This is a genomic window from Streptacidiphilus sp. MAP12-20 (genome assembly GCF_041262525.1).
In the GTDB taxonomy this organism is placed as follows: domain Bacteria; phylum Actinomycetota; class Actinomycetes; order Streptomycetales; family Streptomycetaceae; genus Streptacidiphilus.
Map to the genome: position 1 here is coordinate 249,403 of NZ_JBGCCK010000008.1, position 25,754 is coordinate 275,156.

The window sequence follows — 25,754 nt, forward strand, 5'->3', positions numbered from 1 at the left end:
CGAGACTATCGGCACCCTCCGCGGCTACCCCAGCTCGGTGGCCCCGGATGCAGGCAGGCGCCTCCGCCGACGTCCGAGCAGCACTGCTGCGGCCCAGCCGGCCGTCAGGAGCAGCAGACCGGGTAGGTAGGGCCCGAAACCGAGCGGGGCAGGGGCCGCGGCGGACTGGAACGAGATGATGAACGTCCAGACGACAGCGGGCAGCAGGAGGGGCGCCCACCACGGATAGCCGGTTCCCGGCCTCCGGCGCCGAGAAGCCACGGCCCACGCGCCGCAGAGCAGTGCCGCGCCGGCGAACGCGATCAAGGCGGTCAGGGGCGGCGTCACCCAGAGCTCTGGTGCCTCCATGGTGGGATAGGTACGCCCCTGATACCGGACTTCGGTGACGGCGGTGACATCGGCATTCATGGTGATGAAGACCGGGTCCCCGGAGTGGGCTTCTTCGGTCAGGCCGTTCGAGGCGCCGAAGCGCGCGGTCCAGAGCAGCCCGTCCGCCTGCCTGACGGTGACGGCCGAGGTCCCGAACGGCGTCGACTGCGCGGAGGTGGACACGACCCGTGCGTCGTTTTGCGCGAAGCAGAAGGTGGGACTCTCCGAGACCGGGCCTCCGCAGCCCGGCACCGCCTCGTAGGCGTGAGCCGCCGAGGCCTGCCCGGCTGCCGACACCCCCGCCGAGACGGCCAGGCCGAGGCAGGCCACAGCGAGAGCCGCGAGCCCGAGGCCGCGCAGCCGCAGCCGCCAGCCCCTGCGGGGCGGGGCTGTCAGGCGGGTTGCGGCGTCGCTGTGCAGCTCCCAGTAGGCGACGATCTGCTCGAACTTGGTCGACAAGTCGGGGTCCGGATAGAGCTCGCTGCTGCTGACGGCGGGCAGCGAGCGGCGCCGCCCGCTGCTGAGGGTGATCCGGACGGTGAGCGAGGTGCCGTACTGCGTCCGATTGGTTCGGACCTCGATCCACCGGATCTCCTGCCAGCCGAAGGTGCGGCCTCGGCCCAAGCCCCAGTCGACGGTGATGCCCTCCGGTCCGACGCCGGTCGAGCTGTGTCGTTGAACCACGCAGAGCAGCAGCACCAGCAGCGCCAGTGCGAGCGCGACGTAGATCCCCTTCGAGCCCATCCGCGCAATCAGAATGACGACCTGCACCGTGCAGACGACGAGAACGGTGGCCAGCTGGGCAAGGCGCGGTCGCGGCCGCCCACGGTTGCTGAAGTGCAGTTCGGTCATGGCGGGAGAGGCTACATTCCTCGCCGAACAAAGCGGGATGCTGGGTTCCGCTTCGTTATTGCTTCGTCTCCCGGAGAGAGCGGGTGTGGCCGGAAACCATTTGCCCGCGAATGAGCGCTCGCGGCAGGATCCCGACATGGAACGCGCCGCTGAAATCCTCCATCACGACCGAGTCGTCCTGCGCCGCTGGCGTGCTGACGAGGTGGACGTGTTGACCGACCTCATCGACGGATCCATGGAACGGCTGAAGCCCTGGATGCCCTGGGCGGCCGCGCACTCGCGGGACAGCACCGCCGCCTATCTCGTTGAGGCGGACGAGGCGTGGCGCACGGGAGAGATGTTCAACTACGCGATTCTGGACGGTGACCCGGACGGCCCGCCGCTCGGTTCCTGTTCGATGATGGCGCGGATCGGCCCGGGTGGCTGGGAGATCGGGTACTGGATCCACCAGGACGGCGGTGGGCGGGGGCTGGTCACCATGGCCGCTGCCGCGCTCACCCGGCAGGCGTTCGCGCTGCCCGGTACCACGCACGTCGAGATCCACCACAATGCCCGCAACCACGCCAGCGGCGCCGTACCGCAGCGGCTCGGCTTCGCCGAGGTCTCGCGGGAGCCGGACCCGGCCACGGAGGGCCGGGTCAGCGTGGTCTGGCGGATCGACAGGGAGGCCGCCGAGAAGGCGCCCTGGTGGGACGTCAGCTGACGCCGGGAGCGGCGAAGCCGGAGCCGGGCCAGGGGCCGGGGGCCTCGCCCACGGGCTGCTCCGCCGTCTCGGCGCGGACCAGCTCGAAGCCGCTGGACTTGTAGGTGCGCAGCGCCGCCGGGCCGTCCTGCGAGCAGGTGTGCACGGTGACCAGCCGGGTCGAGGGCAGGGACGGGTGGCGGGTTGCCAGGTCCCAGGCGCGGCGCAGGCCGAGGTCGAGCAGGTGGCTGCCGAGGCCGCGTCCGATGAAGGCGGGGAGCAGGCCGAAGTAGATGACCTCCACCTCGCCCTCCGACACCTCCTCCGCACGACGTGGCTCCAGCTGGACGTAGCCGGCCGGAGTACCGGAGACCCAGGCAACCCAGGTCTCGGTGCCCTCGACGGCGAGCCACTTCGCCCACTGCTCGTAGCTCCAGGCCAGCCGGTCCCTCCAGTTCCAGACCCCGCCGACGGCGGTGTAGAGGAAGCGGGCGAACTCCGGGCCGATCGCCTCAGCGCGGACCACTGACAGGTCCAGCCCCTCCGGCGCGGGCACCGGCTCCGGCGGCAGCGCCGCCGCCGAGGTCTGCGCGAGATGCCAGGTCGTGATGGTGGTCAGGTTCGCGGTCATGCGTCCTCGTGCTCGGGCTCGTGCTCAGTACAGCCAGATGGTGATGGTGCTGCCCTGGGCAGCCTGACTGTTCCCGGCCGGGTTCTGGCTGTGGACCGTCGGCTTGCCGAAGAGCGTGAAGCCCAGCGTGCGGACCTTGAAGCCCGCCTGCTTGAGCGTCTTCGTCGCGTCCTTCTCGCTCATCCCGGTCACGTCGGGGACGTTCAGCTGCTGCTGGCCCTTCGAGATGGTCAGCGTGATCGTGATGCCCTGCTGGGACTGACCGGCCGGCGGGTTCTGCGAGGCGACCGTGCCGGCGTCCTGGCCGGAGAAGACCTGGTTCGGGTCGAGCTTCACCTGGAAGCCCTTGGCCTGAAGGTCCGCCGTGGCCTGGTCGACCGTCTCGCCGGTGACGTCCGGCAGGTCGACCGGCTGCGCACCGGTGCTGACGATCAGGTCGACCGTCGTGTTCGGATCCACCTGCGTGCCGGCCGCCGGGGTCGAGCCGATCACCGAACCCGCCGGGATCGTCGGATCGCCCTGCTGCTGCTCGTTGCCGACCACCAGTCCGGCCTGCTGGAGCGCCGCCTTCGCGTCGTCGACGGACTTGCCGGCCAGCGGCGGCACGGTCGGCCGCTGGGCGCCCTTGGAGACGTCGATCGTCACGTCCGCGTCCTTGCGGACACGGGAGCCGGGGCCGGGGTCGGTGCCGATCACCGAGCCCTTGGCGACGGAGGCCGAGAAGTCCTGCTTCACGTGCACCACGAAGCCGTCGTGCTCCAGCGTCTGCACGGCCGTCGCCTGCGGCTCGCCCAGCACACCCGGCACGGTCGTGTAGAGGCCGCCGTTGAGCGCCCAGGTCAGCCCGGCGAGGAGCAGGGCCAGGGCCAGCACCACGCCGACCGGCAGCACCCAACGCGGCCGCCGGTCACCACCCCGCTCGCGACGCCGCAGCGCGACGGGCGGCGGCTCGGGCTGCTCGCGGCGCGGCATCACCAGGTCCGGCGGCAGCTGCCGCAGCATCGCCGGGTCCATGATCGAGGTCCGCTCGACCGGTGGCGGCAGCATGGTGGTGGGCGAGGAGAGCGAGTCGGGTCCGCCCTGCTGGTGCGGCAACGGGTTCGGTTCGGCGTCGAGCTGCTGCGGTGTCAGCTCGCGGCGGACCCGCTGGAGCGCGGCCAGCAGTTCGACCGCGTCGGCCGGACGCCACGACGCGTCGCGCGCGGTCGCGGTGGCCGTTATGGCGTCCAACTGCGGCGCGAGGCCCGGCACCACCGAGGACGGCGGCGGCACGTCCACGCTCAGGTGCTGGTAGATGACGTGCATCGGGTTCTCGCCGGTGTGCGGCTTGGAGCCGGTCAGCATCTCGTAGAGCATCACGCCGCAGGCGTAGACGTCGGTGCGCGGGTCGGCCGCGCCGCGCTCGATCTGCTCGGGGGCGAGGTAGGAGACGGTGCCCATCACCTGCTGGGTGGTCGCAGCGGTCTGGCCGTTGACGGCGCGGACCAGTCCGAAGTCGGCCACCTTGACCCGGCCGTCCTCGGTCAGCAGGACGTTCTCGGGCTTCACGTCGCGGTGGACCAGTCCCGCCCGGTGCGCGGCTCCGAGCGCGGCGAGCACCGGCTCCAGGATGTCCAGCACCGTGCGGACGCTCAGCGCGCCCCGGTCCCGTAGCAGGTCGCGCAAGGTCCAGCCGGGCACGTACTCCATGGCCAGGAACACCGCAGGCGGGGCCGACCGGTGGTCGTCGCCCTGGTCGTAGACGCCCACGACGTTCGGGTGCGAGAGCCGGGCGACGGCCTTGGCCTCGCGGATGAACCGCTCGACGAACTCCGGATCGGAGGCGAAGCCCGGGTGCATGACCTTGAGCGCGACCACCCGGTCCAGTCGGGTGTCCACGCCCCGGTACACCGTGGCCATGCCGCCCACGGCGATCCGCTGCTCGACCCGGTACCGGTCATCGAGCAGGCGCCCGAGAAGGGGGTCGTGAAGCGTCGTGTCCATCCCACGGAGTGTACGGGGCGGCGAGCGGCCAGGGGCCCCGGTAGGCGTCAGAACGCCGGAGCCTCCGGGTCGAAGCTGGCCCGGCCCTCCATCGGTGAGGACGCCTCGGCGTGGAAGCGGCGCGGGATTCGGCCCGCCCGGTACGCCAGACGTCCCGCCTCGACCCCCTTGCGCATCGCCTCCGCCATCAGCGCGGGCTCCTGCGCGCGGGTCACCGCCGTGGCGAGCATCACCGCCGCGCAGCCCAGCTCCATGGCCAGCGCGGCATCGGACGCCGTGCCCGCGCCCGCGTCCAGGATGACCGGGACGTTCGCCCGCTCCACGATGAGCTGGAAGTTGTGGGGGTTGCGGATGCCCAGGCCCGAGCCGATCGGTGAGCCCAGCGGCATGACGGCGGCGCAGCCGACGTCCTCCAGCTTGCGGGCCAGGACCGGGTCGTCGTTGGTGTAGGGGAGGACCACGAAGCCGTCGTCGACCAGGGTCTCGGCGGCGTCCAGCAGCTCGATCGGGTCGGGGAGGAGGGTTCGCTCGTCGGCGATGACCTCCAGTTTGACCCAGTTCGTCCCCAGTGCCTCGCGGGAGAGACGGGCCGTCAGGACGGCGTCCCCGGCGGTGAAGCACCCGGCGGTGTTCGGCAGCACGGCGATGCCGCAGCGCTGCAGCACCTCCAGCACGGAGCCGCGCGCGGCCGGGTTGATCCGGCGCATGGCGACCGTGGTCAGCTCGGTGCCGGAGATGCGCAGCGCGTGCTCCAGCACCTCCAGGCTGGGGGCGCCTCCGGTGCCCATGATCAGCCGGGAGGTGAAGCTGCGGTCGGCGATGGTCAGGACGTCGTCAGCCATGGCGGTCAGCCTCCCTGGACGGCGGTGAGGATTTCGACGCGGTCGGCGTCGGCGAGGGTGGTCCCGGTCCAGGCGCTGCGCGGCACGACGGCCTCGTTGACGGCCGCCGCGACTCCGCTCGGTGCGGTGCTGAGCTGGGCGACTACCTCGGCGAGCGTCGTCCCGGTCGGGAAGGAGCGGGGCTCTCCGTTGACGGTGAGGCGGACAGGGGCACGGTCGGCGGTCATTGGGAGAGCTCCAGCGGGGCGGGGGTTTCGGCGTCGGCGAACCGGGCCGGGGTGAACGGGGCCGCCTCGGGCGGCAGGCTGCCGGTCGCCAGCAGCTCGGCGATCGCGTCGCCGGTGACGGGGGTGAGCAGCACGCCGTTGCGGTAGTGGCCGGTGGCCGCGACCAGACCGGGCAGTGCGGTCGGGCCGAGCAAAGGCGCGTTGTCCGGGGTGCCCGGACGCAGGCCCGCGCCGGTCTCGACCAGCGGCAGCTCGGTGATGCCCGGCAGCAGCTCGTGCGCGTCACGCAGCAGCTCGTAGACGCCACCGGCGGTGACCGTCGTGTCGAAGCCCTGCTCCTCCGAGGTCGCGCCGACGACCAGCTCGCCGTCCTCGCGCGGGACCACGTAGATGTGGCAGCCGCGCACGACCGCGCGGACGTTGCGGGAGAGGAACGGCATCGGCAGCGGGCCACCCTGCAGGTTCGTCATCCGCAGCCGCAGCACCTGGCCCTTGACCGGCCGCAGCGGCAGCTGGGCCTCCGGCGGCAGGCCGGGCAGCTCGCCGGACCAGGAACCGGCGGCGAGCACGGTCTGCGCGGAGGTGAGCCGGGTGCCGTCCTCGGCGAGGCCGCCGACGGCCTGGCCGTGCGCGGTGAGGACGGAGGCCGCGCGGGAGGGGTGCAGCGTGACGCCGGCCCGGCGGCAGGCGGCGAGCAGTGCGGTGCCGAGACGGCGGCCGTCGACCTGGTGGTCGTCCGCGACCAGCGTCCCGCCGCGCACGTCCGGCGCCAGCATCGGCTCCAGGCGGCGGCACTCACGCCCGTTCAGCCACTCCGTGGCCAGCCCGAGCCGCTGCTGGAAGGCGTGCACCTCCCGTAGTTCGGCCCGGTCGTCGGCGTCGAGCGCGACCGCGAGCGTGCCGCAGCGGCGGTAGCCGGTGTCGAGGCCGCCGCTCGCCTCGGTGAGCTCGGCGACGAAGTCGGCGTAGCGAGCGTTCGAGGCGATGCCGAGGCGGAGCAGCGGCTCCTCGCCGTACTGGAGCTCGGTGACCGGCGCGAGCATCCCGGCGGCGACCTGGTTCGCGCCGTGGCCGGGGTCCGGGTCGAGCACGGTCACGGACAGGCCGCGCTGGGCCGTCCGCCAGGCCACAGCGAGGCCGATGATCCCGCCGCCGATGACCAGGACGTCGCTGCTTGTGTGCATGGACGTGCGTGACAAGGCTGCTGCACTCCCTTCGCCGGCATGACCCGGATCAGGTTCGGACGGTCGGAGGCGCGTCAGCCTCCCTCTCAGCCCGGTGCTCCAGGCTCCCGTGTCTACTTCTCGACCCACTCTATACAGTGGCCGAATGGCTGTAGTGATCGTCGGGGCCGGGATGGCCGGGGTGCAGACGGCGGTGGCGCTGCGGGAGCAGGGCTACGACGGTTCGCTGGTACTGCTCGGCGCGGAGACCCACCCGCCGTACGACCGTCCGCCGCTCTCCAAGGACGTGCTGCTCGGCAAGGCTGAGCACTCGCGCTTCGAGATCGACTTCGCCGGTCTCGGCGTCGAGCTGGCGCTCGGTCGGCGGGCGCTGTCGGTGGACGTCGAGGCGCGGCTGCTGAAGACCGACGCGGGGGATCTCGGCTTCGAGCAGCTGGTGCTGGCGACGGGCGCGGCTCCGATCGCGCTGCCCGGCCAGCCGGCGTCGGCGTTCCTGCTGCGCACGCAGGACGACGCGGTCGCGCTGAAGGCCGCGCTGCGGCCGGGCACGCGGGTGGCCGTCGTCGGCGCGGGCTGGATCGGCGCGGAGGCGGCGACGGTCGCGCGACAGCTGGGCTGCGAGGTCACGGTCGTCGAGGCGGCGTCCTCGCCGTTGGCGGGCGCGTTGCCGGCGGAGCTGGGCGAGCGGACGCGGGGCTGGTACGCGGCGGCGGGCGCGCGGCTGATCACCGGCGCGGCGGTGAGCGGCGTCGAGCGGGACGCGGTGTGGCTGACGGACGGAACGGAGATCGCGGCGGACGTCGTGGTCGTCGGAATCGGCGCCCGCCCGGACAACGGCTGGCTCGCGGGCTCGGGCATCGCCCTCGACGACCGCGGCGCGGTCGCGGCGGACGCGTTCCTCCGGGCGGGCGGACTGCGTCATGTCTACGCGGTGGGGGACTGCGCGTCGTTCCCTTCACGGCGGTACGGCGAGCGGCTGGCGGTTCACCACTGGGACAACGCGCTCCAGGGCGCGCGGGTGGTGGCGGCGAACCTGCGGGGCGGCGAGGTCGCCTACGACCCGGTGCCGTACTTCTGGTCGGAGCAGTTCGGTCACATGGTGCAGGTCGTTGGTCACTGGGACGCGGGTGACGAGATGGTCGCCCGCGGCGAGGACACCGTGCTGTGGTTGCGGGGCGACGCGCTGATCGCGCTTCTTGCGGTGGACCGCCCCCGGGATCTGGCGCAGGGACGGAAGATCATCGAAGCGGGCGCCCGGCTGGATCTTACGAAGGCCGTCGACCCCGCGATTCCGTTGAAGGCTGCACTCGCCTGAACCATCAGGGGCGCGGGGAACTGCGCGACAAGCCACCCGCGTAGGCACTGAACCGAACGGACAGGGCCATCCGCACAGGGTGGTTTCTCGCGCAGTTCCTCGCGCCCCTAAGCGACCCGTCGGTTGCCGGGTGCCTCGTCCTCGTTCCCGAGGGGGCGGCCCGCGAGGATCGCGATGGGGGCCAGGGCCAGGGTCGGGAGGACGACCGCCAGCGCGGCCAGCGTCGTCGGGGAGGTGACCCACTCCAGGACGCAGGTTCCCGCCAGGACCACGGCGATCAGCGCGTAACGCATGCTCAGAACTCCTTCGTATGCATGTCTGTCTGCAGTATGCCTGATTCATCCCCCGGCGCCACCGTTCCCTTGTGTCAGTCCGAGCGCATATCGTGTTCGTGACGCCAGTCGCCATCACGGGAGGTCGCCGCATCATGAGCCCGTTCCGAGGATCCGTTCCCTTCACCGAGGACTGGCGGCACTTCCGCCTGACCCGCGACGACGCGGGCCTGCTGACGGTCACCCTGGACCGGCCGGACAAGCTGAACGCGTTGACCTTCGAGTCCTACGCCGACCTGCGCGATCTGCTCGCGGAACTGCCCCAGCGCGGGGACACCCGCGCGATCCTGCTGCGCGGCGAGGGCCGCGCCTTCTGCTCGGGCGGTGACGTCAACGAGATCATCGGGGCCACCCTCGCCATGCGTCCCGACGAGCTGCTCGACTTCACGCGGATGACCGGCCAGGTCGTCCGCGCGATGCGCGAGTGCCCGATCCCGGTCGTCGCGGCGATCCACGGGATCGCCGCGGGGGCGGGGTCCGTGCTGGCTCTGGCCGCCGATTTCCGCGTGGTCGCGCGCTCCGCGCGGTTCGCCTTCCTCTTCACCAAGGTGGGGCTGGCCGGTGCCGACATGGGCGCCGCGTACCTGCTGCCGCGGCTGGTCGGGCTCGGGCACGCGACAAAGCTGCTGATGCTCGGCGACACGATCGACGCCGCCACCGCCGACCGGTACGGGCTGGTCAGCGAGCTCGTCGACGACGACGAGCTCGACGCCGCCGCAGGCGCGCTCGCGCGCAGGCTCGCGGAGGGGCCGGCGTTCGCGCTCGCGCAGACCAAGGCGCTGCTCACGCAGGAGCTCGACATGAGCCTCGCGGCCTCCGTCGAACTGGAGGCGATGACGCAGGCGCTGCTGATGAAGAGCGCCGACTACGCCGAGTTTCACGCCGCCTTCACCGGCAAGCGACCGCCGAAGTGGCAGGGCCGGTGACAGCGCATAGCGCTGTCATTACGATGGTGACACAACCAGTATGAGCTGAGAGGGAGGCGACCGTGCGGATCGCGGTGATCGGCGGAGGTCCCGGCGGGCTCTACTTCGCCGCCCTCGCCAAGCGGCAGGACCCTGCGCACGAGGTGACCGTCTGGGAGCGCAACGCGGCCGGGGACACCTTCGGCTTCGGCGTCGTCCTGTCCGACGAGACGCTCGGCGGCATCGAGGAGGCCGACCCCGAGCTCTACGCCGAGCTCGCCGCAGGCTTCGCCCGCTGGGACGACATCGACGTCCACCTGCCCGACGGCCAGGTGTTCACCTCTGGCGGCCACGGCTTCGCCGCGACCAGCCGCAGGCGACTGCTCGACACCCTCCAGGCCCGCTGCCGCGCCCTCGGCGTCGACCTGCGCTTCCGCACCGAGGCGCCGCCCGCCTCCGAGCTGGCCAGGACCCACGACCTGGTCGTCGCCGCCGACGGGGTGCGCTCGCGGACGCGCGCGGCCGCCGCCGAGATCTACCGGCCCAGCCTCGACACGCGCCGCTGCCGCTACATCTGGCTCGGCACGGACCTGGTCTTCGACGCCTTCCAGTTCCACGTGCTGCACACCGAGCACGGCGTCATGCAACTGCACGGCTACCCCTACTCGGCGGAGGCGAGCACCGTCATCGTCGAGATGCGCGAGGATGTCTGGCAGCGGGCCGGACTGGACGTGCTGGACGAGCAGCAGTCGATCGCGGCCTGCGAGAAGCTTTTCGCCGACGCCCTCCAGGGCCACGCCCTGCGCGGCAACGACTCGCGTTGGATCGCCTTCACCACGGTGCGCAACGCCACCTGGCACGACGGCAACACCGTGCTGCTCGGGGACGCCGCGCACACGGCGCACTTCTCGATCGGCTCGGGCACCAAGCTCGCGATGGAGGACGCGCTCGCGCTGGCCGAGGCGCTGCGGAGCTGCTGCGGCAGCGGCTCGGTGCCGGAGGCGCTCGCCGCCTACCAGGCGGAGCGGCGGCCGGTCGTCGAGTCGACGCAGCGCGCCGCGCAGGCCAGCCTGGAGTGGTTCGAGAACCTGGATCAGTACCTGGGCCAGCCGGGCTGGCAGTTCGCCTTCAACCTGCTGACGCGCAGCCGCCGGATCACCTACGACAACCTGCGCCTGCGCGACCCCGGCTACGTCGCCGCGCTCGAGACGGAGTTCGCCGGTCCTGACGCCGCGCCGGGCACGCCGCCGATGTTCACGCCGTTCCGGCTGCGCGGGCTCACGCTGCGCAACCGCGTCGTGGTTTCGCCGATGGACATGTACTCGGCCGAGGAAGGCCTCCCGAACGACTTCCATCTCGTCCACCTTGGCTCGCGGGCGCTCGGCGGGGCGGGACTGGTGATGACGGAGATGGTCTGCGTCGCACCCGACGCGCGGATCACGCCCGGCTGCACGGGCCTCTGGTCCGAGGCGCAGCAGACTGCGTGGGCCCGGGTCGTGGACTTCGTCCACGGCAGCAGCGGTGCCGCGATCGGTCTCCAGCTCGGCCACGCGGGGCGCAAGGGCGCGACCAGGCTGATGTGGGAGGGCATGGACGACCCGCTCGAAGAGGATTCCGCGTGGCCCGTGGTGGCCCCCTCGCCGCTGGCCTACCGGCCGGGCGTCGGCCAGGTCCCTGGCGAGCTGACGCGGGCGCAGCTGGGGGAGCTGCGCGAGCAGTTCGTCGCCTCGGCGCGGCGGGGCGCGGCGGCCGGCTTCGACCTGCTGGAGCTGCACTGCGCGCACGGCTACCTGCTCTCCTCCTTCCTCTCCCCGCTGACGAACCGCAGGGAGGACGCATACGGCGGCTCGTTGGAGGCGCGGCTGCGCTGGCCGCTGGAGGTCTTCGATGCGATGCGTGAGGTCTGGCCCGAGGACCGCCCGATGACCGTCCGCATTTCCGCGACGGACTGGGCGGCGGGCGGCAACGATGTCGATGACGCCGTCACCATCGCCGCCGCGTTCACCGCGCACGGCGCGGACGCGATCGACGTCTCCACGGGCCAGGTCGTCGCTGACGAGCGGCCCGCCTACGGCCGCAGCTACCAGACGCCGTTCGCGGACGCGATCCGCAACCGCGTGCGCGTGCCGGTGGTGGCCGTGGGCGCGGTGTCGTCCTGGGACGACGTCAACTCCCTCATCCTGGCCGGCCGCGCGGATCTGGTCGCCCTGGGGCGCCCGCATCTTTATGACCCGGCGTGGACGTTGCATGCGGCGGCGGACCAGGAGTGGTCGGGTGCGGGCGTGGACTGGCCGATCCAGTACCGCGCCGGCAGTCGCCGACCGCAGACCGGGCGCCGAGGGTAGTTGCACTGCGTAGGGGCGCGAGGAACTGCGCGACAAGCCACCCACGCGCGTACTGATCCGAACGTTCAGGGCCATCCGCACAGGGGTGGTTGCTCGCGCCGTTCCCCGCGCCCCTTTAGGCGTTGCCAGAAACCGTGGTGCGAACGAAATCCGTGGAGGCCTGCCGGAGGCGTGTGTCCAGGTCCCGGAAGACGCGCGCAGCGCGCAAACCCGGCCATGCCGCAGGCAGCAGCTCAGGTGGCAGGCCAGGGTCGAGATACGGGAGGCGGCGCCAGCTGTCCAGCGCGCGGAGGTGGTCGGCGAAGGCTTCACTCTCCGGCCCCGGGCGTCCTCGGTTCCACCGCGTCAGTACCGGCTCGTGGACCTCCAGAAAGTCCTCATGGCAGCGCGCCAGCGCGGGGAGGTCCCACCAGCGGCGGACCGACTCCGTCGTCGCCTCGAAGGCGAGGTGCTCGGCCCGGAACAGGTCGGTGTACTGCGCCAGCTTCAGCCTCGTCAGATCGTGCCGCGTCTCCTCGTAGAGGTGCGCAGGCGCGATCCAGACGCCCGGCGCGGCCGTGCCGAAGCCGAGGCGGGCCAGCCGCGAGCGCAGCACGTGCCGCTGCTGCCGTTCGCTCTCCGGCACGGAGAACAGGGCCAGCACCCAGCCGTCGGCGAGCCGGGGCGCGCGGGTCGCGTAGATGCGGCGGTCGCCGTCGGCGAGCAGCTCGCGCGCCGACTCCGACAGCGCGTAGCCCGCGACCCCGCCCAGCGGCTCCGGCACCAGGAAGCCGCGCCGCTTCAGCCGGGAGACCGCCGAGCGCACCGGCTGCGCGTCCACGCCCAGCGCCGCCATCAGCCGGATCAGGTCGCCGACGGCGATCCAGCCGCCGAGGTCGCGGCCGTGCGCGCCGAAGAAGGTGACGAGCAGCGAGCCCGGCGTGTGCTCGCGCGCGTCCTGCTCAGTGGTCATACGGTCACTCTAAAGATCGGGAGAGCGGAGCCGGAACCGCTGGAGCTTTCCGGTGGGCGTGCGCGGCAGCGCCTCGCGGAACTCGATCCGGCGCGGGTACTTGTACGCGCTGATCGTGGACTTCACGAAGTCCTGCAACCCCTTTGCTGTTCCGTCGTCCGCGGGGACACCCTCCGCGAGGACCACGAAGGCCATGACCACCTGCCCACGCGTCTCGTCCGCGACGCCGATGACCGCGGCCTCGCGCACGTCCGGGTGGCGCAGCAGGGCCTCCTCGACCTCGGGTCCGGCGATGTTGTAGCCGGCGGAGATGATCATGTCGTCGGCGCGCGCCTGGTAGCGGAAGCGGCCGTCGGGGTCGCGGATGTAGGTGTCGCCCGTCAGGTTCCAGCCGTCGCGGACGTAGTCGCGCTGGCGCGGGTCGTCGAGGTAGCGGCAGCCGGTCGGGCCCTGGACGGCGAGCAGACCCGGCGTGCCGTCCGGGACCTCCGCGCCGGTCGTCGCGTCGATGACGCGGGCCCGGAAGCCGGGCACCGGCAGGCCGGTGACGCCGGGGCGGGCGTCCGCGTCGGCGGCGGAGATGAAGATGTGCAGCAGCTCCGTCGCGCCGATGCCGTTGATCAGCGGTAGCCCGGTGCGGTCGAACCAGGCATGCCAGGTCGCGGCGGGAAGGTTCTCCCCGGCGGAGACGCAGCGGCGCAGAGAGGAGAGGTCGGCCTCGTCGGCGTGGTCGAGCAGCACCCGGTACGCGGTCGGCGCGGTGAAGAGCACGCTGACGCGGTGGCGCGCGATCGCGGCGGGCAGCGCGGCGGGCGAGGGCTGTTCCAGCAGCAGCGCGGAGGCGCCGACGCGCAGCGGGAAGATCACCAGCCCGCCGAGCCCGAAGGTGAAGCCGAGCGGCGGCGTGCCGGCGAAGACGTCGTCGGGGGTGGGCCGTAGCACGTGGGCGGAGAAGGTGTCGGCGATGGCCAGCACGTCGCGGTGGAAGTGCAGGCAGCCCTTCGGACGGCCGGTGGTGCCGGAGGTGAAGGCGATCAGCGCCACGTCGTCGGCGGAGGTCGCGAGGGCGGGGAAGGGCGCGTCGGACGTCTTGGCGGCGAGGGTGAGCAGGTCGTCGGGGGTCTGGCCGCCGTAGGGGGTGATCGAGAGTCCGGGGGCGTCGACGGCGGCGAGCTCGTCGAGAGAGCGGGCGTCGCAGAGCGCGTGCCGCACGTCGGCGATCTCGATCACGGTGGCCAGTTCGGTACTGCGCTGCGCGGCGAGCACGGTGACGGCGACGGCCCCGGCCTTCATGACGGCGAGCCAGCAGGCCACGAGCCAGGGCGTGGTGACCCCGCGCAGCAGGACCCGGTTGCCGGGGACGACGCCCAGGTCCTCGGTGAGCACGCGGGCGATCCGGTCGGTGTGGGCGCGCAGATCGCCGTAGCTCCAAACCTGGCCGTCCTCCGTGCGGAGACAGGGACGGTCGGGGCCGAGAGCGGCGATGGTGGCGTCGAGTAGTTCGGCCCCACAGTTGAGCCGGTCGGGATACTGCAGCTTCGGCAGGTCGAAGCGCAGCTCCGGCCACGTGTCGGCGGGCGGGAGATGCTCGCGCGCGAACGTGTCGACGTGCGCGGAGGGGAGCAGGTGCATGGCGGGTGTTTCCCCCTCACCTTGACCTTGGCGAGGACCGGGTCGGTCCAAAGTCAGGCTAGCGCGTTGGTGACGGCAGTCAACCTTCCGCGATATGAATGGACGAGACGGATTCACGGCGGAGGAGGGAGCGCGCGATGGCGACGACGACGTTCGCGCTGGACGACGAGCAGCGGCGCTTTTGCGCGTGGGTCCGCGACGTGGCGACCCAGCGCCTGCTGCCCCTGGCCCACGGCGCGCCCGCCCCCGCGCAGGGCCTGCGGCCCGGCGGGGCGGAGTCGGGGGCACGGCATGATGCCGGCGGCTTCGGGGCGGCTGGCGAAGTCTCGTCAGCCTCGGGCCTGCAGCCTGGCGAGGCGGGGCAGGAGACAGGCAGGACCGCAGCGGCCGGTGCAGCCTCGTCCCCCTCGGGCCTGCCATCCGGCGGAGCCGGGCTGCTGGGGGCCGGGCGGGCGCCGCGGGTGAACCGGCCGATGTTGGAGGAGATGGGGCGGCTCGGGTTGATGGCGCGGCTGTTTCCCGGGGTGGGCGGCGAGTCAGCCGCCGGAGGCGGATTGCGGCAGGCGGCGGCCCTGGATCTGTGTCTGCTGCGGGAGAGCCTCGCGCAGGTCTGTACCGAGGCCGAGACCGCGCTCGCGCTGCAGGGGCTCGGGGCGTATCCCGTGCTGCAGAGCGGGAGCGAGGCGCAGATCACGCGGTGGCTGCCGGAGGTCGCCGCCGGGCGGGCCGTCGCGGCGTTCGCGTTGTCGGAGGCGGGGGCCGGGTCGGACGCCGCCGCGCTCGCGCTGGAGGCGAAGGCCGAGGCCGGCGACGGCGGCGGCTGGCGGCTCAGCGGGGAGAAGTGCTGGATCTCCAATGCTCCCGAAGCCGACTTCTACACCGTCTTCGCCCGCACCGGCCCGGACGCCGGTGCGCGCGGCGTCACCGCGTTCCTCGTCCCCGCCGACCGGCCAGGACTCGGCGGTGAGCAGCTCGACATGATCTCCCCTCACCCGATCGGCCGACTGACCTTCGACGGCGTCCTCGTCGGGCCCGAGGACGTCCTCGGCGAGGTCGGCCACGGCTTCCGCGTGGCCATGCGCACGCTGGACCTGTTCCGGCCCAGCGTCGGCGCCTTCGCCGTCGGGATGGCCCAGGCCGCGCTCGACGCCGCGCTCGCGCACGCCGCCACCCGCGAGGCCTTCGGCGGTCCGCTGCGCGAACTCCAGTCCGTCGGACACCGGCTCGCCGAGATGGCCACCCGCACCGAGGCCGCCCGGCTGCTCGTCTACGCCGCCGCGTCCGGCTACGACCGGCAGGGCGAACGGAGCGGGCGCGAGCCCGGCCTGTACGGACCGACCGGACGCGCCGCGATGGCCAAGCTGTTCGCGACCGAGACGGCGCAGTACGTCGTCGACGCCGCCGTCCAGATCCACGGCGCCCGCGCGCTTCAGCGCGGCCACCTGCTGGAACAGCTCTACCGGGAGGTCCGCGCGCCCCGGATCTACGAGGGCGCCTCCGAGGTGCAGCTCTCGATCATCGCGAGGGAGCTCTACAAATGACGAGCCGGATCTGCGTCGTCACCGGCGGCAGCCGCGGCATCGGCGCGGCGGTCGCGGCGGACCTCTCCGCAGCCGGTCACCGCGTCGTGCTCGCCGCCAGGGACGCCGACGCGCTGCGCCGCGCCGCGCGGACGCTGCCTGGACCGAGCCTGACCGTCCCGGTCGACCTCACCGCGCCCGGCGCGGCCGACGAGCTGTTCGGACGGGTCGAGGCGGAATGGGGCCCGGCCGAGATCCTCGTCGCCGCAGCCGGGGCTGGTGCGTCGGCGCGGCTGGCCGAGACCAGCGACGAGCTGTGGGACCAGCAGCTCGCGCTCAACCTCACCGCGCCGTTCCGCTGTCTGCGCCGCGCGCTGCCGCCGATGCGGGAGGCGGGCTGGGGCAGGATCGTCGTGGTGGCCTCGGTCGCGGCGAAGGTCGGCGCACCCTACGTCGCCGCCTACACGGCGTCCAAGCACGGCGTGCTGGGTCTCGTCCGGGCCGCTGCCGCCGAGCTCGCGGGCAGCGGGGTGACCGTCAACGCCGTCTGTCCCGGCTACGTCGACACCCCGATGACCGACGCGACCGTCGCCGCGATCGTCGCCCGCACCGGGCGCGACGAGGCGGAGGCCCGTGCCGCGCTCGCACGGATGCAGCCGATCGGGCGGTTGATCCGCCCGGAGGAGGTCGCCGCCGTGGTCCGGCTGTTGCTGGAGCAGGAGGCCCTGAACGGTCAGGGCATCACCGTCGACGGAGGAGGCGTGCAGTCATGACGTTGCGTCGGATCAACCCGCCCGAGCTGGCCCCGCCCACCGGCTTCAGCCACGCGGTCACGGCGACCGGCGGCACGCTCGTCTTCCTGGCCGGGCAGACCGCGCTGGACGAGGAGGGCGCGATCGTCGGCGCGGACGTGGTCGAGCAGTTCGACCGGGCCCTCGCCAACCTGCTCGCCGCGCTCGCGGCGGCGGGCGGTGAGCCGGACCGGCTGGCCCGGCTCACCGTCTACGCCACCGACCCGGAGGACTACCGCGCCCACGCCGCCGACATCGGCCGGGTCTGGCGGGCGCGCGCCGGGCGGGACTACCCGGCGATGGCGCTGATCGGCGTCGTCCGGCTCTGGGACGAGCCCGCGCTGGTGGAGCTGGAGGGCATCGCGGTGCTGGACTGAACGGGCGACGTAGAGCTGGCTGGTCCAGGTCTCCCGCCGCGAGGACAACCAGGCGGCGGCCGCCGCAGAGCGGGATCGGGAGGTCGAGCAGTTCCGGACGCTGCTCCACGAGGTGCATCGGCTGAACGAGGGGTTGGCCCGGCTGGAGGCCCGCTGGGAGGCGCGCGGCGGCGGGTCCTGAGGTCGTGAGTGTGCACGCGGAGGGTCCGGGATGGCAGTCTGTTGACGTGAGTGAGATTGATCCCAAGATCGACGCCCTGATTCCGGCCTGGCTCTACCTCCCCGATATCGCGGAGAAGTGGGGCGTGGAGGTCACCAAGGTCCGCAACATGGTCACCGACGGCACGCTGCCGGCGGTGCGCCGCGGAGAGAACAACGCGCTGCAGGTCCCTGCGGCATTCATCGGCGACGACAAGCCCGTCAAGGGCGTGGTCGGCCTGCTGACGGTGCTCAAGGACTGCGGGTTCAGCAAGGAGGAGTCCCTGGAGTGGCTCTTCACCGATGACCCGACCCTGCCCGGCACGCCCGCCCAGGCCCTGCTCGAGAACCGCGGCACCGAGGTCAAGCGCCGCGCGCAGGCGATGCTGCTGTGACGGCGGCGCGCGCTGCGCTCGCTGACGCCAGGCTCTACCTGTGCACGGACGCTCGGCGCGAGCAGGGTGACCTGGCCGAGTTCCTGGACGCGGTGCTGGCGGGCGGTGTCGACATCGTCCAGCTCCGTGACAAGGGCCTGGAGGCCAGGCAGGAGCTGGACGCCCTGGAGGTCTTCGCGGACGCGTGCCGCCGACACGGCCGCCTGCTGTCGGTCAACGACCGCGCGGACGTCGCCTTCGGCGCGCGCCCCGACGTGCTGCACCTCGGGCAGGACGACCTGCCCGTTCCTGTGGCGCGGGCGATCCTCGGCGAGGACGTGATCATCGGCCGCTCGTGCCACGCGGAGTCGGAGGTGGACGTCGCGCTGAAGGAGCCGGGCGTGGACTACTTCTGCACGGGCCCGGTCTGGCCCACCCCGACGAAGCCGGGCCGCTACGCTCCGGGCCTCGGCCTGGTCTCCTACGCGGCGAAGCAGGCCACGGAGCGCCCGTGCTTCGCGATCGGCGGGATCGACGAGTCCAACCTGGACGAGGTCCTCGACGCGGGCGCGCGTCGCGTCGTCGTCGTCCGCGCCCTCACTCAGGCAGCGGACCCCTTCGCCGCGGCGCAGTCGCTCTCCGAGCGGATCCGCCAACACGCCTAGGGAAGTCGCACCCCCGCGCCCTTTGGCGTCAGGGGACGGTCAGTGCCGCCGGGCCGTCGCCGCGTCGGTCAGGCGATGCAGGACGGCGCGGGCGCGGGGGTCGGCGATCGGGGCGGCGTCGAGCGCGGCCAGGGCCTCGGCGCGCAGCGCGGTGATCCGGGACTCGACGCGCGCGGGCGCGCCGCTGCGGGTGATCACGTCCCGCAGCCGGGCGAGGCCGGCCGCGTCGAGGTCGGGGGAGCCGAGGTGGTCGTCGAGGAGACGGGCGTCGGCCGGGCCGCAGGCGGCGAGGGCCTCGGCGACCAGCAGCGTCCGCTTGCCCTCGCGCAGGTCGTCCCCGGCCGGCTTGCCGGTGATCGCCGGGTCGCCGTAGACGCCGAGCAGGTCGTCGCGGAGCTGAAAGGCCTCGCCCAGCGGCAGGCCGAACGCCGCGTAGGCCTCGGTCAGCGCGGCCGGTGCGTCCGCCAGCAGGCCGCCGATCTGGAGCGGGCGCTGCACCGAGTACTTCGCGGACTTGTAGTGGATGACCGTCCGGGCCCGCTCGATCGGGGTCGGCTCGGACCAGGCCGCGGCGGGCTCCAGCATGTCGAGGTACTGGCCCGCCATCACCTCGGTGCGCATCAGATCGAAGAGCGGCTTCGCCCGCCGCACCGCGCCCCTGGGCAGGCCGCAGTCGCCGAACAGCGCGTCGCACCAGACCAGAAGCAGGTCGCCGACCAGCACCGCTGACGCGCCCCCGTACTGGGCCGCGTCCCCGCGCCAGCCCTGGGCCTCGTGCAGGGCCTCGAAGCGCCGGTGCACCGAGGGGAGGCCGCGTCGGGTGTCGCTGCGGTCCATCAGGTCGTCGTGGACCAGCGCGCTGGCCTGCAGCAGTTCCAGCGACGCCGCCGCGGCCACCGCTCCGGACTCGTCGAGCGAGCCGCCGGCGCCGCGCCAGCCCCAGTAGCAGAAGGCCGCGCGCAGCCGCTTGCCGCCGCTGAGCAGGAAGTCGCGCACGGTGCCGCAGACGGGGGAGAGCTGCGGCGAGATGGCCAGCAGGGTCCGTTCCTGGTCGCGGACGAAGGCCGCGAGCGCCCGGTCGACCCGCTCCCGCAGCCACTCCTCGTCCACGGGATTGCCGAAGAGAGAGGGGACGGGCTGGGCGAGGGACACCGGGACTCCGAGTGGTACGGGGACCAAAAGCGTAACCCGCGGGCGTGAGGCGCGAGTGAAGGGGCATGCCCGTCGGGGCGTCCCGCTGCGGCCTGCCGTCCCAAGGGCTGGACAGCTGTTTCGGAGTGTGTCCGGATGGCGGATAACCTTCCTTTATGGCTCTCGGAACCCCCAGCACCCGCCCTGACCGCGCGGTCTCCATTCGCGATCTTCTGGCGTCCGGGGCCAAGTCCTACTCGTTCGAGTTCATGCCGCCGCGCACGCCCGAGGCGGAGACCGGGCTGTGGAAGGCGATCCGCAAGCTCGAGGCGCTCTCGCCGACCTTCGTCTGCGTCACCTACGGCGCCGGCGGCTCGACGCGTGGCCGCACCATCAACATCACCGGCCGGATCGCCGCCGAGACCACGCTCACGCCCGTCGCGCACCTGACCGCGGTCGACCACACGATCGCGGAGCTGCGGAACATCCTCGGTCACTACGCCGACCAGGGCGTCCGCAACGTCCTCGCGCTGCGCGGCGACCCGCCGGGCGACCCGCTGGGCGAGTGGGTGCCGCACTCCCAGGGCGTCAACTACGCGTCCGAGCTGGTCGAGCTGATCAAGGAGTCGGGCGACTTCTGCGTCGGCGTCGCGGCCTTCCCCGAGCGGCATCCGCGCTCGGAGAACTGGGACGACGACATCCGCCACTTCGTGACGAAGGTCCGCGCGGGCGCGGACTACGCGATCACCCAGATGTTCTTCGACGTCGACTTCTACCTGCGCTTCCGCGACCGCGTCGCCTCGGCCGGCTGCGACGTGCCGATCATCCCGGAGATCATGCCGGTGACCAGCATCCGCTCGCTGCGCCGGATCCCCGAGCTGAGCACGGCCTGGTTCCCGCCCGCGCTCGCCGAGCGGATGCTCGCGCTGGAGGACGACCCGGCGGCGGTGCGCGCGGTCGGCATCGAGTACGCGACGGAGATGTGCCGCCGCCTGCTCGACGAGGGCACCCCGGGCCTGCACTTCATGACGATGAACTTCTCCCCGGTGACTTCGCAGATCTACCAGAACCTCGGTCTGACCCCGCAGGGCTGATCCGGCGCTCATCTCGAACCGGTACGGTGTGCTCCACCGTTCGACGGGTGCGAGAGGTGGTGCGCGAGAGGTGACCCTGTTGTATGCCGCGTTCGCGGTGGTCGCCCTGTGGCTGCTGGGCGAGTTGCTGCTGCAGCGACGCGCGCCGTTGCCGTGGCGCGCGCTCGCGCTGGTCGGCTTCCTGGCCCTGGTGGGCGGCGTGGCGATGGGCTCGCTGCCGCTGATCGGCGCCGGCGTGCTGGGCTTCGGCGCGGGCCAGGCGCTGGCCACACGTGCGCTCAAGGGCCACGGCGGACCGTACTGGTCGCTGGTCGCGCCCGAGCGGGTGCCTGTCGTGGGCCGCCTCTTCGGCGCGGACGCGGCGGGCGCGGCGGCTGCCGCCGAGCCCGAGCCGGTGGTCGTCGGCGAGGTGAGCGCGGTGGAGGCGGTCGAGGCGGTCGAGGCCACGGCGGTCTTCCAGGCCCAGGAGTACCTGGTCGAGGGCGACAGCGTCTACTACGGCTACGCCGAGCAGGAGCAGCAGCAGGCGGCGTACTACGGCTACGCGGCGGAGCAGCAGATCGACTACGCGGAGCCGCAGCAGGCCCAGGCGCCGAACCAGGGGCAGTCGCAGGAGTACGCGTACGCGGAGTACTACGGGCAGTACCAGGAGTACCAGCAGCATCAGGAGTACCAGCAGTACCCGCAGGCGGCTCCGTACCAGCAGCCCTACCCCGAGTACTCCGAGTACCCGCAGCAACAGCAGCCCCAGTACCAGTACCAGGATCAGGCGCAGTACCCCTACCAGCCCGAGTACCAGCACGAGCAGTACGCGCAGGCTCCGTACCCCTACCCGGAGCAGCAGCAGTAGGCGGTGAGCGGCCTACGGCGTGCCGATCAGCCCGGCCACGACCGTCGCCGACATGCCGACGCGGGCGAGCCCGCCGCCGGGGTGGGTCGCGCCGCCGACGTGGAAGACGCCCGGGAGGGTGTCGGTGTTCGGCGGCGCCAGGAAGGCGCCGCCCGCGCCCGCCAGCGAGGGCGGGGGCACCGAGCCGCCCGGCGCACCGGTCTCGGCGGCGGTGTCGGCGGGGGTGCGGGCCTGGCTCCAGAGCACGCGTTCGCGCAACTCCGGCGCGGCCTGCGCCGCGTGGGCCAGCAGGGCGTCGGCGTAGGCGGAGACGCGCGCGGCGTCGGTCCAGTCGACAGGGCCCTGCGGCGGGACGGTGGCCGTCAGCACCGCGGTCTCGTGACCCTCGGGGGCGAGCGTGGCGTCGTCGGGGCGCAGCAGTTGCAGCGTCGGACGGACGCAGAGGCGCGGGGCGCGGCCGAAGAGCGCGTCGAGCTCGTCCGCCCGGTCGGGCGCGTGCAGGACGGTGCGGTGGTGGGTCCCGTCGGGGCGGGCGCCCCGGAGCGCGAGCAGCAGCGTGAAGCGGCCCGGCGCGCCGGTGCCCTGCTGCGGCGCGCGGTCGTCGACGACGGCGTCCGCGTCGAGGACCGTGCCGTCGGCGAGTTGGACGCCGGTCACCCGCTCCTCGCCGAGGATCCGCTCCACCCGTGTCCCGAAGCGCAGTTCGACCCCGCGCGCCTCGCAGCGTCGCAGCGCCGCGTCGGCGATGGCACGCATGCCGCCCGTGACGTACCAGACGCCGAAGCTCTGCTCCATGTAGGGCATCGAGGTCAGCGAGGCGGGGGCCCGCTCCGGGTTCAGGCCGAAGCGCAGCGCGTACTCGTCGAGCAGCGCGGTCAGCCGCGGGTCGCGCAGTTCGCGCGCGGCGACCTCGCCGAGCGTGCGCGGTGTGCGGGCCAGCAGGCCGCGCCTGGCCGGGACGTAGGGGTCGCGGTGCAGAGCGGACGGGTCGTCCGGGAGCGGCTCCTCCAGCAGCGGGCGGCGGGTCGCCTCCCAGACGCCGCGGCCGCGCTCCAGCATGGATCCCCAGCGCTCGCCCGCGCCCGCGCCGAGCGCGGCGCTGAGCGCGCTCTCGACCTTGGCCAGTGAAGCGTTGGCGAGGGCGACCCTGGTCCCGTCCGGGAGCAGGTGGACGCTGCCGGGGTCGACCGGACGCAGCTCGACCTCGTCCTCGAGGCGGGTGCGGCCGGTCTTGAGCATCAGGTCGCGGTAGACGGCGGGGAGCGTCAGCAGTCCCGGGCCGGTGTCGAAGCGGAAGCCGTCGCGCTGGTACGCGCCGACCATCCCGCCGTGGGTCTCCGCTGCCTCGCAGAGGGTCACCTGGTGGCCGACCGTCGCCAGCCGTGCCGCGGCGGCGAGCCCGCCCATTCCTGCGCCGATGACGACGATCCGTGCCATGGGCATTGATCTTAGTTGGCTGGTGGGCCCTCTATGATCGGCGGCATGGCGGACTTCGAGCACCACGAGCAGCTGGCCTTCAGAGCGCTGGCGGAGTCGCGCGCGTCCAGCCTGAGCCACAGCCGCGAGTACCACGTCCAGGTCGCCCAGGTGGAGGCGACGCTCGCGCTGGCCGCGGCGGTCGCGGCGCTGTCACGCAAGGGCGAGTCGGCTGGACCCGAGGACGTTACCGGGTACTGATCCCGTCCATGATCAGACCGATCAGCCGCTCCGGTGAGCTGCCGGGCTTGTTCATCTGCTTGGCGCTGCCGCACGCGTAGGTCACGCCGCTGGTCAGCTGCATCACCTCGGTGACGGTGACGTCAGGCCGGATCTCGCCGCTCGCCTTGGCGCGCTCGATCAGCTCCTCCGAGGTGTGGTGCAGCACGCCCGCGGTCTCGTGCTTGCGGTCCCCGCTCAGCAGCAGCGCCGAGGCCAGGCCCTTGAACTCGCCGACGTGGTCCACGAGTTTGACCAGCCATTCGCGCAGCGCCGCGGCCGGTTCGGTCGCCTCCAGCAGCGGCCTGGCGTCGGCCGCGACGGTGTCGACCCAGCGCGCGCAGACGGCGTCGAGGAGGTCATCGCGGGTGGGGAAGTGGCGGTAGAGAGTGCCGGGGCCGACGCCGGCGCGCTTGGCGATCTCGTCGAGTGAGGCGTTCGGACCGTTGGCGAGGAAGGACTCGGTGGCGACCTCGACCAGGCGCTCGTAGTTGCGCCTGGCGTCCGCGCGCATGGGACGACGCGACGGTCGGTCGGGGGCGTCCTGCGCCGCGGTCTCCGCCGTCATGACCTCATCCCTTGCTAAACGGAGACAGTCTCCGTATTGTTGTCCCTGGAACCGGAGGATATCTCCGTTTGAGTTCCCTGCCAATTCTTGCACCCATTCTCCATGCACTCCAGGGCGGAGCCATGTCCGAGAACACCCTTGTCTCTCCTGCTTCCTCTTCCGCACCCGCCGACCTCGAACCAGCGGTACAACCGCCACCACCGACGCACCATCGCCTGGCGCTCGCGGTGATCCTCACCTGCCAGTTGATGGTGATCCTCGACGCCACCGTCGTCTCCATCGCACTGCCAGGCATCCAGCACGCGCTCGGCTTCTCCTCGGCCGGGCTGAGCTGGGTGATGAACATCTACTCGCTGACCTTCGGCGGCCTGCTGCTGCTCGGCGGCCGAGCCGGTGACATATTCGGCCGGCGCCGGCTGCTGGCCTCCGGCATCGCGCTGTTCACCCTCGCCTCGCTGGCCGGCGGCCTGGCCACCACACCGACCGAGCTGCTGCTCGCCCGCGTCGCCCAGGGCGTCGGCGCGGCGGTCGCCGCACCCAGCACGCTGGCGCTGATCGTCGCCACCTTCCAGGACGCCACCGAGCGGGCCCGCGCGATCGGCCTCTTCTCGGCGATGTCGGCCGGCGGCGCCACCGTCGGGCTGATCCTGGGCGGGCTGCTGACCTCCTGGCTCAACTGGCGCTGGGTCATGTTCATCAACGTGCCGTTCGGACTCGTCGTCACCGTGCTGGCGCCGCGCGTGATCCAGGAGCCCCCACGCCAGGGCGGACGCCTCGACCTGGCCGGAGCGCTGACCGCCACCGGCGGGATGGTCGCCCTCGTCTACGGCTTCATCCGCGCGGCGACGGTCGGCTGGACCACGCCGCTGACGCTGGGCTGCTTCGCGGCGGCGGTCCTGCTGCTGACCGCTTTCGTGCTGGTCGAGCGCCGGGTCGCGCAGCCGCTGCTGCCGCTCTCGCTGCTCACCGACCGGGTCCGCGCCGGTGGCTACGCCGCGATGCTGCTGGTCGCGGCGGCGATGTTCGGAATGTTCTTCTTCATCACCCAGTACCTGCAGAACGGTCTCGGCCTGTCACCGATGCAGGCGGGCTTCGCCTTCCTGCCGTTGGCCGTGCCGATCTTCGCCGGTGCCCGGCTGGCGCCGCGCCTGGTGCCCCGGTACGGCGCCCGGCCGTTCCTGCTCGGCGCGCCGCTGCTGCTGCTCACCGGCCTGCTGCTGCTGACCAGGGTCGACGCCCACACCACCTACGCGGCCGGGATCCTGCCGTCGATGCTGCTGTTCGGGCTGGGCGCCGGCTTCACCATGGTGCCGCTGAGCCTGACCATCCTGTCCAGCGTCCGCCCGCAGGAGTCCGGGGCGGCCTCGGGAACGCTGCAGACCATGCAGCAGGCGGGCGGCGCGCTCGGCACCGCCGTCGGGATCACCGCCTTCACCACGGCCACGCGCCACCCCTCCGGCACCGGTCAGGCCGGGCTGCACGCGACGCTGGCGCACGGCGTCTCGACGGCGATGGCCTGCTCGGCGGGGCTGGCGGTGGTGGCCTTCGTGGTGCTGGCCGTGCTGGTCAGGCCATCGAGGCCCGCGCGGCCCGGCGCTCCCGCCTCCGTCGCAGGAAGCGCCTGATCCGGGAGAGCGTGAAGAGCACCAGCAGGATGCCCGCCAGCAGCAGCGCTCCGGCGATGATCGCCGCGGGCACCGGATGGAACAGGGCGAGGGTGACCAGCCCGGCCACGCTCACGTCCTCGCCGAGGCTGACCGCGATGTTGCTGAACGGTTCGGGGGAGGTGTTGACCCCCATCCGCACCCCGGCCTTGACCAGATGGCTCGCCAGCGCGGTCCCGCCGCCGAGCGCGGCGGCGGCCAGCGTGGTCAGCGAGTCGTGGGAGTGGCCCGCGAGCAGCGCGGCGACCACGGCCCCGGCGACCGGTCGGATCACCGTGTGGACGACGTCCCAGGCGGAGTCGACGTAGGGGATCTTGTCGGCCACCGCCTCGACCAGGAAGAGCACCCCGGCGATGACCAGCACGTCCGTCCGCTCCAGGGCGGGCGGGACGGTGCTGAGCCCGTCGTAGCGGCCGAGCAGGCCCATGATCAGGACCACGGCGTAGGCATTGATGCCACTCGCCCAGCCGCTGGTGAAGATGAGTGGGAGCAGGCCCACGTGCGTCCCCCGAATGCAGGTGTGTCGGTCGCGCACCAGAGTAGGGCCTCCCGGCTGACGGTGGGCGAGGAGGGCTG

26 protein-coding genes and 1 riboswitch are annotated in these 25,754 nt (G+C 72.7%); of the genes, 13 read left to right on the forward strand and 13 right to left on the reverse strand.

What is annotated here, in order from left to right; genetic code table 11:
- Positions 1-24: 24 nt before the first annotated feature.
- Positions 25-1,221 carry a hypothetical protein gene (locus tag ABIA32_RS13760; RefSeq protein ID WP_370094564.1) on the reverse strand — a complete coding sequence of 399 codons (1,197 nt, stop codon included), beginning with the start codon at positions 1,219-1,221 and terminating at the stop codon, positions 25-27.
- 136 nt (positions 1,222-1,357) lie between these two features.
- Here ABIA32_RS13760 and ABIA32_RS13765 point away from each other — a divergent pair, with 136 nt between their 5' ends.
- The gene (locus ABIA32_RS13765; RefSeq protein ID WP_370094565.1) at positions 1,358-1,924 is read left to right on the forward strand and encodes a GNAT family N-acetyltransferase; all 567 of its coding nucleotides are present in this window, start codon (positions 1,358-1,360) and stop codon (positions 1,922-1,924) included.
- Here ABIA32_RS13765 and ABIA32_RS13770 read toward each other — a convergent pair.
- The 5 genes from ABIA32_RS13770 to thiO are packed head-to-tail and all read right to left on the reverse strand — an operon-like array spanning position 1,917 to position 6,770.
- Positions 1,917-2,534, reverse strand: coding sequence for a GNAT family N-acetyltransferase (locus tag ABIA32_RS13770; protein ID WP_370094567.1), 618 nt, complete (start codon positions 2,532-2,534; stop codon positions 1,917-1,919). The two genes, ABIA32_RS13765 and ABIA32_RS13770, sit on opposite strands and share 8 nt — an antisense overlap.
- 24 nt (positions 2,535-2,558) lie before the next feature.
- Positions 2,559-4,517 carry a Stk1 family PASTA domain-containing Ser/Thr kinase gene (pknB, locus tag ABIA32_RS13775; protein ID WP_370094569.1) on the reverse strand — a complete coding sequence of 653 codons (1,959 nt, stop codon included), beginning with the start codon at positions 4,515-4,517 and terminating at the stop codon, positions 2,559-2,561.
- 47 nt (positions 4,518-4,564) lie between these two features.
- Positions 4,565-5,359, reverse strand: coding sequence for a thiazole synthase (locus tag ABIA32_RS13780; protein ID WP_370094571.1), 795 nt, complete (start codon positions 5,357-5,359; stop codon positions 4,565-4,567).
- Between the two features lie 5 nt (positions 5,360-5,364).
- Entirely contained in the window at positions 5,365-5,586 is a 222-nt protein-coding gene (thiS, locus tag ABIA32_RS13785; RefSeq protein WP_370094573.1) for a sulfur carrier protein ThiS, read from the reverse strand.
- Positions 5,583-6,770, reverse strand: coding sequence for a glycine oxidase ThiO (gene thiO / locus ABIA32_RS13790; protein ID WP_370094575.1), 1,188 nt, complete (start codon positions 6,768-6,770; stop codon positions 5,583-5,585). The genes thiS and thiO overlap by 4 nt, the downstream gene beginning before the upstream one ends.
- Before the next feature lie 9 nt (positions 6,771-6,779).
- A riboswitch (TPP riboswitch) is annotated at positions 6,780-6,891 on the reverse strand.
- Between the two features lie 24 nt (positions 6,892-6,915).
- On the opposite strand from thiO, the gene ABIA32_RS13795 reads away from it, so the two are divergent.
- Complete coding sequence (locus ABIA32_RS13795) at positions 6,916-8,085, forward strand: NAD(P)/FAD-dependent oxidoreductase (protein ID WP_370094577.1); 1,170 nt, start codon at positions 6,916-6,918, stop codon at positions 8,083-8,085.
- 107 nt (positions 8,086-8,192) lie between these two features.
- Here ABIA32_RS13795 and ABIA32_RS13800 read toward each other — a convergent pair whose 3' ends face one another.
- Entirely contained in the window at positions 8,193-8,378 is a 186-nt protein-coding gene (locus ABIA32_RS13800) for a hypothetical protein (protein ID WP_370094579.1), read from the reverse strand.
- A 134-nt stretch (positions 8,379-8,512) separates the two neighbouring features.
- On the opposite strand from ABIA32_RS13800, the gene ABIA32_RS13805 reads away from it, so the two are divergent.
- On the forward strand, positions 8,513-9,343 hold the full coding sequence (locus tag ABIA32_RS13805) for an enoyl-CoA hydratase family protein (protein ID WP_370094580.1): 831 nt from the start codon (positions 8,513-8,515) through the stop codon (positions 9,341-9,343).
- A gap of 62 nt (positions 9,344-9,405) precedes the next feature.
- Complete coding sequence (locus tag ABIA32_RS13810) at positions 9,406-11,667, forward strand: bifunctional salicylyl-CoA 5-hydroxylase/oxidoreductase (RefSeq protein WP_370094582.1); 2,262 nt, start codon at positions 9,406-9,408, stop codon at positions 11,665-11,667.
- Between the two features lie 115 nt (positions 11,668-11,782).
- Here the strand turns inward: ABIA32_RS13810 and ABIA32_RS13815 are convergent, their stop codons facing one another.
- Together ABIA32_RS13815 and ABIA32_RS13820 are read right to left on the reverse strand one after the other, a co-directional pair.
- Positions 11,783-12,619 (reverse strand): PaaX family transcriptional regulator C-terminal domain-containing protein, encoded by an 837-nt coding sequence (locus tag ABIA32_RS13815; protein WP_370094584.1) that lies wholly within the window; start codon positions 12,617-12,619, stop codon positions 11,783-11,785.
- Positions 12,620-12,628: 9 nt separating this feature from the next.
- Positions 12,629-14,251 carry an AMP-binding protein gene (locus ABIA32_RS13820; protein ID WP_370094586.1) on the reverse strand — a complete coding sequence of 541 codons (1,623 nt, stop codon included), beginning with the start codon at positions 14,249-14,251 and terminating at the stop codon, positions 12,629-12,631.
- A 137-nt stretch (positions 14,252-14,388) separates the two neighbouring features.
- Here ABIA32_RS13820 and ABIA32_RS13825 point away from each other — a divergent pair, with 137 nt between their 5' ends.
- The 5 genes from ABIA32_RS13825 to thiE all read left to right on the forward strand — a co-directional run bounded on the left by ABIA32_RS13825 (position 14,389) and on the right by thiE (position 18,176).
- Complete coding sequence (locus tag ABIA32_RS13825; protein ID WP_370094588.1) at positions 14,389-15,792, forward strand: acyl-CoA dehydrogenase family protein; 1,404 nt, start codon at positions 14,389-14,391, stop codon at positions 15,790-15,792.
- Positions 15,789-16,544, forward strand: a complete 756-nt coding sequence (locus tag ABIA32_RS13830; RefSeq protein ID WP_370094590.1) for an SDR family NAD(P)-dependent oxidoreductase — start codon at positions 15,789-15,791, stop codon at positions 16,542-16,544. The genes ABIA32_RS13825 and ABIA32_RS13830 overlap by 4 nt, the downstream gene beginning before the upstream one ends.
- Positions 16,541-16,939, forward strand: coding sequence for a RidA family protein (locus ABIA32_RS13835; protein ID WP_370094591.1), 399 nt, complete (start codon positions 16,541-16,543; stop codon positions 16,937-16,939). The genes ABIA32_RS13830 and ABIA32_RS13835 overlap by 4 nt, the downstream gene beginning before the upstream one ends.
- Before the next feature lie 227 nt (positions 16,940-17,166).
- A complete protein-coding gene (locus ABIA32_RS13840) occupies positions 17,167-17,532 on the forward strand; it encodes an Rv2175c family DNA-binding protein (RefSeq protein ID WP_370094593.1) in 366 nt (121 codons plus the stop codon).
- Positions 17,529-18,176: a thiamine phosphate synthase gene (gene thiE / locus ABIA32_RS13845; RefSeq protein ID WP_370094595.1), complete on the forward strand. Its 648-nt coding sequence runs from the start codon at positions 17,529-17,531 to the stop codon at positions 18,174-18,176. Before ABIA32_RS13840 ends, thiE begins: the two co-directional genes overlap by 4 nt.
- A 39-nt stretch (positions 18,177-18,215) precedes the next feature.
- Here thiE and ABIA32_RS13850 read toward each other — a convergent pair whose 3' ends face one another.
- On the reverse strand, positions 18,216-19,328 hold the full coding sequence (locus tag ABIA32_RS13850; RefSeq protein WP_370094597.1) for a polyprenyl synthetase family protein: 1,113 nt from the start codon (positions 19,326-19,328) through the stop codon (positions 18,216-18,218).
- Between the two features lie 155 nt (positions 19,329-19,483).
- Between ABIA32_RS13850 and metF the strand changes: the two genes are divergently transcribed.
- Both metF and ABIA32_RS13860 read left to right on the forward strand, forming a co-directional pair.
- Complete coding sequence (gene metF, locus ABIA32_RS13855) at positions 19,484-20,401, forward strand: methylenetetrahydrofolate reductase [NAD(P)H] (RefSeq protein ID WP_370094599.1); 918 nt, start codon at positions 19,484-19,486, stop codon at positions 20,399-20,401.
- 70 nt (positions 20,402-20,471) lie between these two features.
- Positions 20,472-21,251 (forward strand): hypothetical protein, encoded by a 780-nt coding sequence (locus tag ABIA32_RS13860; RefSeq protein WP_370094601.1) that lies wholly within the window; start codon positions 20,472-20,474, stop codon positions 21,249-21,251.
- Positions 21,252-21,263: 12 nt separating this feature from the next.
- On the opposite strand, the gene ABIA32_RS13865 is transcribed toward ABIA32_RS13860, so the two are convergent.
- Positions 21,264-22,688, reverse strand: a complete 1,425-nt coding sequence (locus ABIA32_RS13865; protein ID WP_370094603.1) for a phytoene desaturase family protein — start codon at positions 22,686-22,688, stop codon at positions 21,264-21,266.
- 45 nt (positions 22,689-22,733) lie between these two features.
- On the opposite strand from ABIA32_RS13865, the gene ABIA32_RS13870 reads away from it, so the two are divergent.
- Complete coding sequence (locus tag ABIA32_RS13870; protein WP_370094605.1) at positions 22,734-22,928, forward strand: hypothetical protein; 195 nt, start codon at positions 22,734-22,736, stop codon at positions 22,926-22,928.
- Here the strand turns inward: ABIA32_RS13870 and ABIA32_RS13875 are convergent.
- Positions 22,915-23,514: a TetR/AcrR family transcriptional regulator gene (locus ABIA32_RS13875; RefSeq protein WP_370094607.1), complete on the reverse strand. Its 600-nt coding sequence runs from the start codon at positions 23,512-23,514 to the stop codon at positions 22,915-22,917. The genes ABIA32_RS13870 and ABIA32_RS13875 overlap by 14 nt on opposite strands.
- A 122-nt stretch (positions 23,515-23,636) precedes the next feature.
- On the opposite strand from ABIA32_RS13875, the gene ABIA32_RS13880 reads away from it, so the two are divergent.
- Positions 23,637-25,139, forward strand: a complete 1,503-nt coding sequence (locus tag ABIA32_RS13880; RefSeq protein ID WP_370094609.1) for an MFS transporter — start codon at positions 23,637-23,639, stop codon at positions 25,137-25,139.
- Here ABIA32_RS13880 and ABIA32_RS13885 read toward each other — a convergent pair.
- Positions 25,081-25,677 (reverse strand): DUF4126 domain-containing protein, encoded by a 597-nt coding sequence (locus tag ABIA32_RS13885; RefSeq protein WP_370094667.1) that lies wholly within the window; start codon positions 25,675-25,677, stop codon positions 25,081-25,083. The genes ABIA32_RS13880 and ABIA32_RS13885 overlap by 59 nt on opposite strands.
- Between the last annotated feature and the right edge of the window lie 77 nt (positions 25,678-25,754).